Raw genomic sequence first — 13,161 nt, 5'->3', positions numbered from 1 at the left:
ACTTCAAACTCCAGTGAAGGTCGGTGTGTTTGCAGTATGGTTAGCCACCAGAACTGGATAAACTCGGTAAAACTTCAATCATTTAAAAGCAGAGTTTGATAATGGACCTGTTGCAGGCAATGAGCGTGTACGTGAAGGTTGTAGAAGCCGGGAGCATGACGGCGGCCGCGTTGCAGTGCGAAATGTCCACGACCATGGTCGGAAATCACCTGCGCGCACTGGAGCAACGGCTCGGCGTGCAGTTGCTGCAGCGCACCACTCGCCGGCAGCGACTGACCGAGTTCGGCAGCGTGTACTACCAGCGCTGTCTGGACGTTCTGGGTCTGGTGGCCGACTCCGAACGCTTGGCCGAACAGGCCCTAGACGAGCCGCGCGGACTGTTGCGCATCACCGCGCCGCTGACCTTTGGTGTCGAACGCCTGGCCCCAGCGCTCAGTGAATTTTCCCTGCAATACCCGCAGGTGAAAATGGATGTGGTGCTGACCAACCGCCGCCCGGATCTGCTGGAAAGCGGCCTCGATGTAGCGTTTCGGCTGGGACATTTCGAGCAGTCGAACCTGATCGCCCGGCCGCTGATCGACTACACGCTGACCGTGTGCGCTTCGCCGGCTTACGTCGCCCGACGCGGCATGCCGATCACCCCGGAAGACCTGCAACAACACGACTGCCTGTCCTTCGCCTACCCTGCCGGCGACGACTGGCAATCGGTGGAAAAACGCTGGCGCCTCAGCGGCCCGGAAGGCGAGATTCTGGTCGACGTCAGCGGCCCGATGCTGATGAACACCTCCGCCGGCCTGCATCAGGCGGCACGCACCGGGATGGGCATCGTGATGCTGCCGGATGCGCTGGTGGAACAGGATCTGCGCGACGGCAAACTGGTGACGGTGATACCCGATTACCAGCCCCCGAGCCGCCCTTTGCATTTGCTCTATGCCCCGGATCGTTATCGTTTGCCCAAGCTGCGGCGCTTCGTCGAGTTCGCGATGAAAACCTGGGGCAGATCCTGACTCAATTGCTATCGACTACGCTCCGGTGATTGCCGACAAGGATGCTGTTATCGATGAGAAACGACCTTACCGTACGCGATCTGTTGCCCGACGAAGTGGAGCCAGTTCGGCTGTTTCTCGGCCTACATGGCTGGGGACACCGAACAGGCTCCGGCGACTACTTCACTCAACTGATCGAAAACTCGCAACGCACTGCCGTCGCACTGAGCGGCGAACAAATCATCGGTTTTGCCCGAGGCATCACCGATGGTTTGTCCAACGGCTATCTGTCGATGGTCGTGGTCGATGACCAGTATCGCCGTGCTGGCGTCGGGCGCGCACTGGTCGAGCATGTCATGGGGGACAACCCCGAGATCACTTGGGTCCTGCGCGCCGGGCGCGAAGGTGCGGAGGCGTTTTTTGCCAGTTTGGGGTTTGAAACATCAGTGATTGCCATGGAGCGCCCAAGGCTCAAGTAACACGTGAGAATCAACTCCCGCTTTTCACCAACACCGGTTTCTCCTGATAACGCTGCGCAAACAACTGCTTCAACTGCGCCACCTTGGGCATGTCGTTGATCACGATGTACGGATAGCTCGGGTGTTCGGTGAGGAAATCCTGGTGATAGTCCTCCGCCGGGTAGAAGCCGTTGTAGGTTTCCAGTTGGGTGACGATCGGTTTGTTGTAGGCATGCGCCGCGTCGAGTTGGGCGATGTAGGCCTGGGCCACACGTTGTTGATCGGCATTGACCGGGAACAGCGCCGAGCGATATTGCGTGCCGCTGTCCGGCCCTTGGCGGTTGAGTTCGGTCGGGTTGTGGGCCACCGAAAAGTAGATCTGCAGCAGGCTGCCGTAGCTGACTTGCGTCGGATCGAAGGTGACTTGCACTGACTCGGCATGACCGGTATCACCTTCGCTGACCCGCTCATATTCCGCCGTGTTCGCCGTACCTCCGGCATAACCGGAGACGGCTTTCTGCACGCCTTTGACGTGCTGGAAAACCCCTTGTACGCCCCAGAAACAACCACCGGCGAACACCGCGGTTTCACTGTGCGCCTGAGTGGTTTCGTCGAGGGCCGGTGGCGGGATGGCCACCGCGTCCTCTGCACCGAAAGAGAACGCCGAGCACTGACCGAGCACACCAGCCATGGCGACGCCGAGCAGTGCACGGCGCCAGTTGTTTTGAGCTTTCATGTTGCGCACTCCCGATCAGCCGAAGGTGAAGGCGTAAGCCGATACGCCCGGGTCAAGAAATTCGATGGTGAAGGTCCGGTCCTTCACCTCGTCGGTTTGCCGTACCAGTTGATACAGGCGCTGCTCGGTCACGCGGCCGCTGCCATCCGCGGCGACATCGACACCGTGGGCGTCACCCGGCGCCTGCCCGTCAATCGACACGTTGAAACGCACCGGTTTGCCATCCGCACCCGGGCCCAGCACCAGATGCAGATCGCGGGCGTGGAAGCGGTAGACGATGCGACTGGCCGGCGCGCTGGCGGTGGCCTGCTCGGCACCGACGGCCCACTGGCCGCCAAGGCTCCAGTCATTCAGGGTCAGGTTGGCGGGTGGGTTATAGGTCGCGACCTTGTCAGGCACCAGCCCGGTTTCCGGTACGAAATGTTCCGCACGCTGGTAGCCGACGTAGGTTTCCGGTGACAGCACCTGATTCATGTCCGGCGCCTGTTGCACGCCTTGGGCATCGGCGTTGATCAAGCCGTCGGCGACGGTTTTCGCCCCGGCCTCACGCAGCAACTGCTGTATGACCCGTTCCGACTCGGCGTAATCCCCTTCGCCAAAATGGTGGTAACGAATCCGTCCCTGAGCATCGGCAAAATAATGCGCCGGCCAGTATTCGTTGTTGAAAGCACGCCAGATCTTGTAGTCGTTATCGATGGCGACCGGATAGTTGATACCCAACTCCTTCATGGCTTTAGTGACATTGCCGACATCGCGCTCGAAAGCGAATTCCGGGGCGTGCACGCCAATCACTACCAGGCCTTGATCGCGGTACTTTTCCGCCCAGGCTTTGACGTACGGCAGGGTGCGCAGGCAGTTGATGCAGGAGTAGGTCCAGAAATCCACCAGCACCACTTTGCCCTTCAATGCCTGGGCGTCCAGCGGTGGCGAATTGAGCCATTGCACGGCGCCATTGAGCAGCGGCAACTGGCCTTCGACCGGTAGTGTTCCCGGTGCCTTGTCGGCAACTTTCATCGCCCCGCCGGCAGCAGGAATCTGCGCCATCATGGTTCCGTTGCCCGTCGGCGATTTGCTGGTCAGCTTGCCGACCAGCGCCTGTTCAATCCCGCCCGTGGAAGCCGTCGACAGCCGCGCCAACAGCCCGGTGTCGAGGCCCAGCGCAATCGCTGCGACACCCGCCAGCATCGCCGCCCCCAACCCGCGCCGGATCCACTCACCGGTGCCGATCGAGCGTTTCATCAACGCAAAGACCTTACCGCCCAGCAGCAGCGCCGCCGCCAGTGAAGTCGCGGCGCCCGCCGCGTAGGCGAGCAACAACAGCGTGGTGGCGATGCTTGCCCCTTGCAGCGCGGCGCCGGTCAGAATCAAACCGAGGATGGGCCCTGCGCACGGCGCCCAGAGCAGCCCCGTGGCAACACCGATCAGAAACGAGGCGCCGGGACGCGGACGATTGTCCTGGCCGGCGGCCTCGGACAGCCGACTGCCGGCCGAGACCAGCGGTCGCGTCAGGCGCTCGGCGAGGCGCGGCAGCAGCAGCGTCAGCCCGAACAGTGCAACGAACAGCAACGCGAGCCAGCGCCCGTACTGATTGACTTGCACCACCCAACCGCCGCCCACCGCCGCCAGCGTGGCGACGAGGGCGAAAGTCAGCGCCATCCCGGCCAAGAGCGGCAAGCCACTCTTGATAAACGGCTGCCCGGTGCGAGCGAAGACAAAAGGCAGAACAGGCAGGATGCACGGACTGACGATCGTCAGCACACCGCCCAGATAAGCGAGAACCAAGAGCCACATGGTGTCGTCCTGTAGAAAGTGAACATCGAAAAATGGCCATGGCTCATGCCGCCACGGGTTTGAACGTCATCGCCAGGCCATTCATGCAATAGCGCAGGCCGGTGGGTTTCGGGCCGTCGTCGAACACATGTCCCAAGTGCCCGCCGCAGCGTCGGCAGTGCACTTCATTGCGTGACATACCGAACGATCGGTCCTGACGCGTGGCCACCGCATGTTCCAACGGTGCCCAGAAACTCGGCCAGCCCGTGCGGCTGTCGAACTTGGTCGCCGATGAAAACAGCGCCAGATCACAACCCGCGCAGGCGAATGTGCCGTTGCGATGCTCGTCGTTGAGCGGGCTGGTATAGGCCCGTTCGGTGCCTTCTTCGCGCAGGATGGCGTACTGCTCGTCCGAGAGCAGCGAGTGCCATTCACTGTCGCTGTGGCTCACCTCGAAAACCTCATCGGCATGGGCTTGCTCGATCAGTGCGGAGCCCGAGGAAAATTTTGGCAATACACCCGCCACCAGAGCTGCAACCCCCAGCCCGCCGCTCGCTACGAGAATCTGTCGCCGTGAAAACATGGCCGTCTCCAAAAATTCCAGGTGCCTGTCATGGAACACAGCCTAGGCTTGGGTTGATCGCCAAATCCTCACGGGAAGTTAACGAATTCGTGATAACTCGCCCCGAGGAAAACCCGCACAATGCGCTCACTGCGCCGAAGGATTGAGCTTGATGGAATTAACCAGACGCATCCTCGTGGTCGAGGATGACCAACACATCGCCGATTTGATTTGCCTGCACCTGCGCGATGAGCATTACGACGTCGTGCACTGTGCAGACGGCGACGAAGGCATGCGCCTGTTGCAACAGGGACAATGGGATGCACTGATCCTCGACCTGATGTTGCCGGGGGTCGACGGCCTGGAAATCTGCCGCCGCGCCCGGGCGATGGCGCGCTATACGCCGATCATCATCACCAGCGCGCGTTCCAGCGAATTGCACCGCATTCTGGGTCTGGAGCTGGGTGCCGACGATTACCTTGCCAAACCGTTTTCAATGCTGGAACTGGTGGCTCGGGTCAAAGCCTTGCTGCGCCGGGTCGACGCCATGGCGCGCAACCTGAAAATGGACGCCGGCAGCCTCAGTCTCGATGGTTTGAGCATCGACCCGATCACCCGCGACGTCGCCCTCAACGGTGCGCGTCTGGACCTCACTCCGCGAGAGTTCGACTTGCTGTATTTCTTCGCCCGACAGCCGGGCAAGGTGTTCTCACGCATGGACCTGCTCAACGCGGTGTGGGGCTACAGCCACGAGGGTTATGAACACACGGTGAACACGCACATCAATCGCCTGCGGGCGAAAATCGAAAGCGATCCGGCGCAACCGACACGCATCCTCACTGTGTGGGGTCGCGGCTATAAATTCGGCACGGAACAACCATGAGACTGAACCTGTCGCAGCGCCTGTCGCTGGTGTTCGCCGTTTTGCTGCTGGTGTGCTGCGGCACCTCGGCATGGCTGCAGGTGCGCTCCAGCAAGATGCATGAACTGGAAGTGGTGCAAGGCCTGTCGCGGGATCTGGCGCAGCACATCGCCCATGACACGGTGCTGATGGACAGCAATGGCCTGATGCCCGGCGCCGTGCGCGAACTGTTCAGCAAGCTGATGCTGGTCAACCCGAGTGTCGAGGTGTACCTGCTCGACCCCGAGGGACGGATTGTCGGCAATGCGGCACCGGAAGGACATCTGCGCCGGGAAACGGTTGATCTGGCGCCGATCCGCCGGCTGCTCGATGACCAGCCGTTGCCTATTCTCGGCGATGACCCGCGCAGTGCCGACGGGCGCAAGGTCTTCAGTGCCGCGCCGTTACGGGTCAACGGCAAGCCCGCCGGTTATCTGTACGTGGTGTTGCTCAGTGAAGAACACGATCGCTTCGCTGAACGGGGCGCGACCAGTGCTGCACTCAATACGGCGTTGCTGTCGATCGGGCTGGTGGCGCTGTTGTGCCTGATCGCGGGTCTCACGGCGTTCAACCTGATCACCCGGCCACTGCGCCGATTGACCGAAACCGTCAGCCGGTTCGACATTGATGGCGCGCCGCAACCTCTGCCTGCACCTTCAGTGGCTGTGGATAAAAGCGCTGACCCGGATGAAATCGCCGTACTCAATGGCGCCTTCCGGCAGATGCAAAACCGACTGGGTGAACAGTGGCGCTCGTTGACCCGCCAGGATCAGGAGCGCCGCGAACTGGTGGCGAACATTTCTCACGACCTGCGCACACCGCTGGCCTCGTTGCACGGCTATCTGGAAACCCTGACGCTCAAGGACGCCACACTCACCGCCGAAGAACGCCGCCGGTATCTGGGCATCGCGCTGGATCAGAGCCGCAAGGTCGGCGGGTTGGCGCAATCGCTGCTGGAGCTGGTACGTCTGGAGCACGGTTTCGTGCAGCCGGTACTGGAGCGCTTCTCGCTGATCGATCTGCTGCAGGACATCTTCCAGAAATTCGAACTGGCCGCCGAAGCACGCCACGTCGAACTCAAGGCCAGCTTCGGTCCGAACCTGCCGACGGTGTGCGCCGACCTTGGGTTGATCGAACGGGTGCTGACCAACCTGGTGGATAACGCCTTGCGCTACACGCCTGCGGGCGGTGAAATCGAGCTGGATTTGAAACCCCTGGGCGCCTTGGTCGAAGTCACGGTCAGCGACACCGGCCCCGGCATCGCTCCGGATCTGCGCGAAGGTCTGTTCCTGCGTCCTTTCAATATTGGCGGCGCGCGGCGTGACGGTGGACTGGGCCTGCGGATCGTCCACCGCATCCTGCAACTGCACGGGCGTGAGATTCAGTTGATCGATGTCGCCGGGCGCGGGGCGACTTTCCGCTTCACGCTGCCGACCGATCAGCAAACCGCTGAACAGTGGATGGTGCGCTCGATGAACCTGAACACGCCAGACAAATAATCCGCACCACCGGACTGTTGTTCCGTGACAACGCCGCCCCGCTCCCCTAAATTAACCGGCCTGAAAAAGACCTCGCGCTTTCTCGTTTCCACTCAAGTTAAAAAAGTAGTGAAATTTCAATGTCCGATTTCAACACCGCTGAATCCGTAGTCACCGAATCGTCCAAAGCGGAATACGAAAACTCCATCAATCTTTCACAACACCTTCCACAAGCCAAAATCATCAGCGAGATGGTGCTGGATGCTTTCCAGTCGACCCGCGAAAGTGACCAGATCCGCGAGCTGCGCGCCGCGATCCGTCAGGCGCACGACAGCTTCGATGACGACAAGGCCTACGAGCTGATGGGCCAGCTCAAGGCGCTGAAAGACGCCGAGGCCGCCGACCTCGCCGCCCTCGAAGACCTGAGCAGCAAGTTCTCGATCGGCCGCATCCTGTCCTGCTTCAAGGACGATCCGGCGTTCCAGGAAATCGTTTACGGCCTCGCGCTCAAAGTGCTGAATCAGACCCACCAGGCGATCAGCAATCCGAGTGGCGGCAAGGGCAAGGCTGCCAAGAAGAAAGAACTGGAAATCTTCACCATCAGCAAGGACGGCAGCAGCGTGACCCTGCCGCTGCGCACGCCGCGTTCGCGTCTGAACGTTGACCGTGAAGCGCTGGAGTTCCTCGGTTTCACCTTCATCGGTGAAGGCGAAGAAGCCGAGTTGGAGGGCGAGACCTTCATCGACAACGCCGGCACCGAACACGCGATCAACCGCAAGAACATTATCACCGCCCTGCAACAGCAAACCGCGTTCGATGGTTACAGCATCGCCGCGCAGTAATCCCGGCACCGACAAAAAAGCCCCGCTCTGAGATTCAGGCGGGGCTTTTTGTTGGGCGGCATAACGGTCAGACTTCCGGCTGCACCGCCGCGATCATGTCGACTTCAACCGCGGCGTTCTTTGGCAACTGATAGACACCGACCGTAGTGCGAGTGTGCCGGCCGGCATCGCCGAGCACATGGCTGAATACATCCGATGCACCGTTGGCCACTTCGCTCAGGTCTACGAAGTCCGGGGTCGACTTCACATACACCGTGACCCGCAACAACGCCCGAATCTTGTCCAGCGAACCCACCGCATCGACAATCAGCGCCAGGCAGCGCATGGCACTGATGCTCGCGGCAGCCTGGGCGTCCTTGAGGGTCAACTCCAACCCCACGCGACCGGGATACAGAATCCTGCCATTGACCCGCGGCACCATGCCGCTGATGTACAACTCATCGCGATGACGGATCAGCGGCGCATAATTGCCGCCGGCGGTGTTCTCGCCATAGATGTCGTAGTTCAGCTCTTGTGCCAGGGCAATGAAGCGTTCGTCGCAGGTCATCCTCTCAGTCATTTCGCCCAGCCTTTTGATCAGTGCATGAAGAATCGCGGAGTGGAACAGTTGAGCGCCGAGGAAGTGGCATGGCGCTATCACTAAGGACTGGATCCAAATCTAGGTGGTTTGCGGCGATACCGCAACCTGCCGTTCTGGACGAAAAACCCCGCGACTCTATCGAATCGCGGGGCTTGATGACGTATATCAACGAACTATCTACACAGCGCCCAAGCGCTCAACCATATCAGGGAATTTCTCCACCAAGCGGATCAACAGTGCCGCCTGAGCATTGGGCTTGGACTTCTCCTGCTCCCAATTCCTCAACGTGCTCGGGCTGGTCCTGATTCGCTTTGCAAATACCGCTTGTGACATGTGCAATTTTTCACGCAGTGCAACGATCTCTTGTGCACCAACCTCGGGAACCGGTTTGTCCTCGACGACCGTATTGCGCAGCGTAATTTTACCTTCGCGATGGGCGGCCATCTCTTCAACGCCCTGCATCAATTCCGCAAACAGGTCGCGTTTTTTCATGAGGCACCTCTTTTTCTCAACTCTATCTCAATGGCTTTTTTGAGCGCCTTCTCTTTCTCGGCGGACAGATTCTCAAGCTCATCTTTGTCATAAATCGCAAACATCCAGAACTGACGATCATTCATAAGCCAATAGTAGATGACCCGCAAGCCACCTCGTCGGCCTTTGCCACGCCGAGCGTCAGACCAACGTAATTTCCGGAAGCCGCCAGTTCGCGGTATTACGTCGCCCGTCGCTGGATTGCACTGCAGATAATTCTGCAACTCCCGATACTCATTGTCCGTCAGGTAACGACCAACGCTCGCGGTGAATATTGTGGTTTCAAAAAATACGGTTCGCATGGGCAAACTATAGGCAACTTGCCCATAGAGAGACTATCAACAAATTCGTCCTTTGATAAACATCCGATCAACAAAAAACCCCGCACATCTCTCAATGTGCGGGGTTTTTCTTGAAACCATCCAGCCTTACGGCGCGTACGTCAGCAGCAGCTCGGCCGGCACCTTGAAGTCCAGGGACATCATGACGCTCAGGGCGGTGATGGTGAAGATCGAGAACACGAACAACTTGCGTGCCCAGACCGTGTCATCCACCGCTTTGTAGCCGGTCCAGGCCATGTACAACCAGTACATGCCCATGGCTGCGGCAACGGCGAGGTAGCTCATGCCAGCGTAACCGCTGAAGGTCAGCATCAAGGTCGCCACGAGGAACGCCAGGATGTAGAGCAGGATGTGCTTCTTGGCCACTTCGATTCCGCGCTTGACGGGCAGCACCGGAATCGATGCGGCCAGGTAGTCGTTGAAACGGAAGATCGCGATGGCGTAGGAATGCGGCATCTGCCACAGGCTGAACATCACCAGCAGGGTCAATGCGGCCATGTCGAAGCTGTTGGTTACGGCAACGTAACCGATCACTGGCGGCATGGCGCCCGACAGACTGCCCACCAGCGTGCCGTGCACCGACTTGCGCTTGAGGTACAGGCTGTAGAAGCCGACGTAGATGATGAAGCCGATTACCGCGAACAGGGCGGCCAACGGGTTGGCCACCTTGTACAACAAGGCAACGCCGAGAACACCCAGGATGGTCGCGTAGACCAGGGCCAGTTTCAGGGAGATCAAGCCCTGCACCAGCACCCGGTTCTTGGTGCGTTCCATCTTCAGGTCGATGTCGCGGTCGATGCAGTTGTTGAACACGCAACCGGAGGCCACAACCAGGGATGTGCCGATCATGGCGGCCAGGAACACCGCCAGATCTACATGCCCTTTCGAGGCCAGGAAGAACCCGCCTGCCACAGAAAGCACGTTACCGAAAATGATCCCCGGTTTGGTGATTTGGATAAAGTGCTTGAGCGACATCGGGTCTACCTCACTTCGCCATCATGTACGTGTGGATGCTGAACATGATCCACAGCGACAGGCCAACCAGCAGCAGGATCACGATGGCCGTAAAGACAAACGCGATCACGTTGTTACGTTGCGCAATCGAACGGTCCAGGTGCAGGAAGTAGTACAGGTGAACAATCACCTGGATGACTGCGAACAACAGAACGATTGCCAGCGTGGTCGACTTCGGCAAGGTCGGGAACATCACCAGGCCGAACGGGATGGCAGTCAGGATCACCGACAGGATGAAGCCGATGGCGTACGACTTTACGCTGCCGTGGCCAGCATCATGGCTGTCATGGGAGTGTGCATTAGCCATTACAGAGTCCCCATCAGGTAAACAACGGTGAATACGCAGATCCACACCACGTCCAGGAAGTGCCAGAACAGGCTCAGGCAGCTCAGACGGGTCTTGTTGGTCGCCGTCAGGCCGTGCTTGTTGACCTGGTACATCATGATGCCCATCCAGATCAGACCCGCGGACACGTGCAGACCGTGGGTACCGACCAGGGTGAAGAACGCCGACAGGAAGCCCGAACGGCTAGGACCGAAGCCCTCGGAGATCAGCAGGTGGAACTCGTTGATCTCCATGGCGATGAAGCCTGCGCCGAGCAGGAAGGTCATGAACAACCAGCCCAGAACCTGCTGCTTCTTGCCTTTGTACAACGCCAGCATGGCGAAGCCGTAGGTGATCGAACTGAACAACAGCAGAGCGGTTTCGCCCAGCACGTATGGCAGCTCGAAGATGTCGTGGCCCGACGGGCCACCGGCAACGTTGTTTACCAGTACTGCGTACACCGCGAAGATCGACGCAAACAGAATGCAGTCGGTCATCAGGTAGAGCCAGAAACCGTATACGGTCATCTCGCCCGAGTCGTGGTGATGGTCATCGTGCCCATGGTCACCATGGGCGTGTCCAACATTGGTCACTAAGTTCGACATGGTTTAAGCCTGTTCCAACGAGGTTACACGGGTGGCATTGGCCGGGATTTTCCCTGCCGCGACCAGACGCTTGTGCTGCTCGGCTTCGATGCGCTCGATCGTTTCAACCGGAACCATGTAGCCCTGGTCGTCACGTGCGGCGTGGATCACGAAGTAGATGACAGTGCCGGCCAGGCTGGCGATCGCCAACCACCAGATGTGCCAGATCATCGCGAAACCGAAGACGGTCAGCAGTGCGCCCATCACCACGCCAGTGGCGGTGTTGTTCGGCATGTGGATCGGCTCGTACTTGGCCGGAGCCTGGTACGCAGTACCGTTTTCCTTGGCTTCGGTGAACGGGTCGATGCAGTCAGCCTTAGGCAGCACAGCGAAGTTGTAGAACGGAGGTGGCGACGAGGTCGACCATTCCAGAGTGTGGGCATTCCACGGGTCACCGTGTTCGCACATGTTCTCTGGCTTGTTGCGGTCACGCACACTGACGTACAGCTGGATCAGTTGGCAGGCGATACCGACAGCGATCATCACCGCACCGAACATGGCAACGTACAGGTACGGTACCCACTCAGGGTTGGTGGTGGCGTTCAGACGACGGGTCATGCCCATGAAGCCCAGTGCATAGAGCGGCATGAACGCGACGAAGAAGCCCGAGATCCAGAACCAGAACGCTGCTTTACCCCAGCCTTCGTGCAGCTTGAAGCCGAACGCTTTCGGGAAGTAGAAGCCGAAACCTGCGATGTAGCCGAATACCGCGCCGCCGATGATCACGTTGTGGAAGTGCGCGATCACGAACAGGCTGTTGTGCAGAACGAAGTCAGCACCCGGGATGGCCAGCAGTACGCCGGTCATGCCGCCGATGGCGAAGGTCACCATGAAGCCCAGGGTCCACAGAACCTGGCTGGTGAAGCGCAGACGGCCCTGGTAGATGGTGAACAGCCAGTTGAACAGTTTCACACCCGTCGGGATGGAAATCAGCATCGTCGCCAGACCGAAGAAGGCGTTGACGCTGGCACCCGAACCCATGGTGAAGAAGTGGTGCAGCCAAACCATGAAGCCCAGTACCGAGATCGCGCCCGAAGCGTAGATCATCGAGTGGTGGCCGAACAGTTTCTTGCCGGTGAACGCCGAGATCACTTCCGAGAAGATGCCGAATGCCGGCAGGATCAGGATGTAAACCTCAGGGTGGCCCCAGGCCCAGAACAGGTTGACGTACATCATTGGATTGCCACCAAGTTCATTGGTGAAAATGTGGAAATCCATGTAACGGTCGAGGGTCAGCAGTGCCAGGGTAGCGGTCAGGATCGGGAACGAAGCCACGATCAGGACGTTAGCCCAGGTGCAGGTCCAGGTGAAGATCGGCATGTCCATCAGTTTCATGCCAGGGGTACGCATTTTCAGCACGGTGGCGAGGAAGTTGACCCCCGTCAGCGTCGTACCTAACCCGGATAGCTGTAGCGCCCAGATGTAGTAGTCCATCCCCACGCCAGGGCTGTACTGCAGACCCGACAGCGGCGGATAGGCAACCCAACCAGTCTTGGCGAATTCGCCGACACCCAGCGACAGGTTGATCAGCACAACGCCGGACACCAGCAGCCAGAAGCTCAGGGAGTTCAGGAACGGGAAGGCAACGTCACGCGCGCCGATCTGCAGCGGCACTGCAAGGTTCATCAGGCCGGTGAAGAATGGCATCGCCATGAAGATGATCATGATCACACCGTGAGCGGTGAAGATCTGGTCATAGTGTTCAGGCGGCAGGTAGCCAGGCGAACCCTCGGTGGCCATGGCCAACTGGGTACGCATCATGATGGCGTCGGCAAAGCCACGCAGCAGCATGACCATGGCAACGATGATGTACATCACACCGATTTTCTTGTGGTCGACCGACGTCAGCCACTCGGTCCACAAGTAGGTCCACTTCTTGAAGTAGGTGATTGCAGCGAACAACGCCAGACCACCGAGCGCGATCATCGAGATGGTGACCATCACGATCGGCTCGTGGAAAGGGATCGCTTCCCAACTTAATTTACCAAACATC

15 protein-coding genes are annotated in these 13,161 nt (G+C 59.3%); 5 read left to right on the top strand and 10 right to left on the bottom strand.

Annotated features, from left to right (window positions below):
- The first annotated feature begins 101 nt into the window (after window positions 1–101).
- Together QRN61_RS21170 and QRN61_RS21165 are read left to right on the top strand one after the other, a co-directional pair.
- Complete coding sequence (locus QRN61_RS21170) at window positions 102–1,007, top strand: LysR family transcriptional regulator (RefSeq protein ID WP_285375290.1); 906 nt, start codon at window positions 102–104, stop codon at window positions 1,005–1,007.
- Between the two features lie 53 nt (window positions 1,008–1,060).
- Window positions 1,061–1,465 (top strand): GNAT family N-acetyltransferase, encoded by a 405-nt coding sequence (locus tag QRN61_RS21165; protein ID WP_285375289.1) that lies wholly within the window; start codon window positions 1,061–1,063, stop codon window positions 1,463–1,465.
- Between the two features lie 10 nt (window positions 1,466–1,475).
- Here QRN61_RS21165 and msrA read toward each other — a convergent pair whose 3' ends face one another.
- Genes msrA through msrB form a run of 3 tightly spaced genes read right to left on the bottom strand, consistent with a single transcriptional unit; the run spans window position 1,476 to window position 4,533 of the window.
- The gene (gene msrA, locus QRN61_RS21160) at window positions 1,476–2,180 is read right to left on the bottom strand and encodes a peptide-methionine (S)-S-oxide reductase MsrA (protein ID WP_285375287.1); all 705 of its coding nucleotides are present in this window, start codon (window positions 2,178–2,180) and stop codon (window positions 1,476–1,478) included.
- Between the two features lie 15 nt (window positions 2,181–2,195).
- Window positions 2,196–3,971: a cytochrome c biogenesis protein DipZ gene (locus QRN61_RS21155; RefSeq protein WP_285375285.1), complete on the bottom strand. Its 1,776-nt coding sequence runs from the start codon at window positions 3,969–3,971 to the stop codon at window positions 2,196–2,198.
- A gap of 43 nt (window positions 3,972–4,014) precedes the next feature.
- Entirely contained in the window at window positions 4,015–4,533 is a 519-nt protein-coding gene (msrB, locus tag QRN61_RS21150) for a peptide-methionine (R)-S-oxide reductase MsrB (RefSeq protein WP_096795498.1), read from the bottom strand.
- 151 nt (window positions 4,534–4,684) lie between these two features.
- On the opposite strand from msrB, the gene QRN61_RS21145 reads away from it, so the two are divergent.
- The 3 genes from QRN61_RS21145 to QRN61_RS21135 all read left to right on the top strand — a co-directional run bounded on the left by QRN61_RS21145 (window position 4,685) and on the right by QRN61_RS21135 (window position 7,733).
- The gene (locus QRN61_RS21145; RefSeq protein ID WP_027612158.1) at window positions 4,685–5,395 is read left to right on the top strand and encodes a response regulator transcription factor; all 711 of its coding nucleotides are present in this window, start codon (window positions 4,685–4,687) and stop codon (window positions 5,393–5,395) included.
- Window positions 5,392–6,912, top strand: coding sequence for a sensor histidine kinase (locus tag QRN61_RS21140; RefSeq protein ID WP_285375281.1), 1,521 nt, complete (start codon window positions 5,392–5,394; stop codon window positions 6,910–6,912). The genes QRN61_RS21145 and QRN61_RS21140 overlap by 4 nt, the downstream gene beginning before the upstream one ends.
- A 119-nt stretch (window positions 6,913–7,031) precedes the next feature.
- Window positions 7,032–7,733 (top strand): hypothetical protein, encoded by a 702-nt coding sequence (locus QRN61_RS21135; protein ID WP_027612160.1) that lies wholly within the window; start codon window positions 7,032–7,034, stop codon window positions 7,731–7,733.
- A 67-nt stretch (window positions 7,734–7,800) separates the two neighbouring features.
- Here QRN61_RS21135 and QRN61_RS21130 read toward each other — a convergent pair whose 3' ends face one another.
- The 7 genes from QRN61_RS21130 to cyoB all read right to left on the bottom strand — a co-directional run bounded on the left by QRN61_RS21130 (window position 7,801) and on the right by cyoB (window position 13,160).
- Window positions 7,801–8,292 carry a RidA family protein gene (locus tag QRN61_RS21130; RefSeq protein WP_097086183.1) on the bottom strand — a complete coding sequence of 164 codons (492 nt, stop codon included), beginning with the start codon at window positions 8,290–8,292 and terminating at the stop codon, window positions 7,801–7,803.
- A gap of 198 nt (window positions 8,293–8,490) precedes the next feature.
- Window positions 8,491–8,805 (bottom strand): helix-turn-helix domain-containing protein, encoded by a 315-nt coding sequence (locus tag QRN61_RS21125; RefSeq protein WP_047599259.1) that lies wholly within the window; start codon window positions 8,803–8,805, stop codon window positions 8,491–8,493.
- Window positions 8,802–9,146, bottom strand: coding sequence for a toxin (locus QRN61_RS21120; RefSeq protein ID WP_285375276.1), 345 nt, complete (start codon window positions 9,144–9,146; stop codon window positions 8,802–8,804). The genes QRN61_RS21125 and QRN61_RS21120 overlap by 4 nt, the downstream gene beginning before the upstream one ends.
- Window positions 9,147–9,272: 126 nt before the next feature.
- The gene (gene cyoE / locus QRN61_RS21115; protein WP_003227980.1) at window positions 9,273–10,160 is read right to left on the bottom strand and encodes a heme o synthase; all 888 of its coding nucleotides are present in this window, start codon (window positions 10,158–10,160) and stop codon (window positions 9,273–9,275) included.
- A gap of 10 nt (window positions 10,161–10,170) precedes the next feature.
- The gene (gene cyoD, locus QRN61_RS21110) at window positions 10,171–10,506 is read right to left on the bottom strand and encodes a cytochrome o ubiquinol oxidase subunit IV (RefSeq protein WP_003227981.1); all 336 of its coding nucleotides are present in this window, start codon (window positions 10,504–10,506) and stop codon (window positions 10,171–10,173) included.
- Window positions 10,506–11,129, bottom strand: coding sequence for a cytochrome o ubiquinol oxidase subunit III (gene cyoC / locus QRN61_RS21105; protein WP_003227982.1), 624 nt, complete (start codon window positions 11,127–11,129; stop codon window positions 10,506–10,508). Before cyoC ends, cyoD begins: the two co-directional genes overlap by 1 nt.
- 3 nt (window positions 11,130–11,132) lie before the next feature.
- Window positions 11,133–13,160, bottom strand: coding sequence for a cytochrome o ubiquinol oxidase subunit I (cyoB, locus tag QRN61_RS21100; protein WP_007968380.1), 2,028 nt, complete (start codon window positions 13,158–13,160; stop codon window positions 11,133–11,135).
- Window position 13,161: the final 1 nt, after the last annotated feature.

The sequence above is a fragment of the Pseudomonas sp. lyk4-TYG-107 genome (assembly GCF_030209055.1).
Lineage (GTDB): Bacteria > Pseudomonadota > Gammaproteobacteria > Pseudomonadales > Pseudomonadaceae > Aquipseudomonas > Aquipseudomonas putida_A.
This window is presented reverse-complemented; position numbering and strand designations above follow the sequence as displayed.